The sequence below is a fragment of the Micrococcus sp. LASM2_SD2 genome, assembly GCF_057364565.1.
In genome coordinates this window covers 1-1,222 of record NZ_JBNFOB010000391.1, presented here as the reverse complement: position 1 = coordinate 1,222, position 1,222 = coordinate 1, and the positions used below count along the sequence as shown (strand labels likewise).

Below are 1,222 nucleotides of genomic sequence, written 5' to 3'. Positions count from 1 at the left end.
CGCCCGCCCCTGGTGGCCCGGGGTGCTCGGGGGCCGCCGCCCGTCCCGGACCGGGGCGGCGCTGCTGGCCTGGCAGATCGCCTCGGTGAACGCGGAGAAGGCCGAGGCTCCCGAGGCGGCGACACTCACCTACTGGTGGGGGCACCAGCTGATCATGCACGGGAAGGCCGTGGAGGCGGTGGACGTGCTCGAGCCGGTGGTGCGGCGGGCACGCACGGCGGGCTCCGAGGCGGACGAGGCCCGCGCCCTCGTCGACCTCGGCCACGCCCGCCACGAGCTGGGCGAGACCGAGCCGGCCCTCACGGCCTGGGAACGGGCCGCGGACCTGTTCGAGGGCTGCGACCGGTCCGACGACGCGGCCCGGACCCTGCTGGCCGCCGGCGCGCTGCTGAACCGGCAGGACGAGACACGGCGCCCCCGCGCCCAGGCCATGTTCGAACGCGCGGTGCGCCTGGCCCGCCGGGTGCAGGGGCAGGACCCCACAGTGCTCCCCATCGCCCTGCACTCGCTCGGCTACGTCACGTGCGAGCTCGGCGACCCCGCCGGCCTGGCCCTGCTCGACGAGGCGCTCACGCTCGTCCGGGAGTCCGCCGCCCACTGGCAGGAGGCCGACTACCTGGACACCAGGGCCCGCTCCCTGTGGGCGCTGCGCCGCGGCGACGAGGCGGTCTCCACGGCCCTGCAGGCCGCCGACCTCTTCGTGGACGCGGACGACCCCGGCGGCGCCCGCCAGGCCGAGCTCTTCGCCGCCTACGTGGCCGCGGAGGACGGGACACCGGACACCGGCGTCACCCTGTTCTCCCTGCTCGCCGACGACGAGCAGGCCCCGCACCTGGTGCGGCTGGCGGCACTGACCGGTCTGGAGCAGTGCCACGAGCGGCTCGGCGACGAGTCGTCCGCCGAGCGCGTCCGAGCACGGATCCGCGGCCTGCAGGAGGACGCGGACGGCCGGGAGGAGCCTCGTCCCCGGACCGGCTGAGGGGTCTCATCATGGCCTCATCACGGCATCGGAGGATGGAGCCATGTTCACCAAGAGAGCCATCGGAGTCGCCTCGCCGTCCTCATCGCCCTGATTGCGGTCGTCGCGGCCGTGGCCTCCGCGGTGCCCTCCCTGCGTCCCTCCGAGACGGACCTGGGGCCCGAGATCAGCCTGTCCACCCCCGCCGACGACGCGCCGGCACCCGGTCGACCAGCGAGCCCGCCGCGACCGCGCGCCGGGTCG

The 1,222-nt window shown here is 75.9% G+C and carries 1 pseudogene; it reads left to right on the top strand.

Annotated elements, in window-relative coordinates:
* Positions 1 to 979 (top strand): annotated as a pseudogene (locus tag AC2W7A_RS12625) (hypothetical protein); the annotation flags it as partial.
* Positions 980 to 1,222 lie beyond the last annotated feature (243 nt).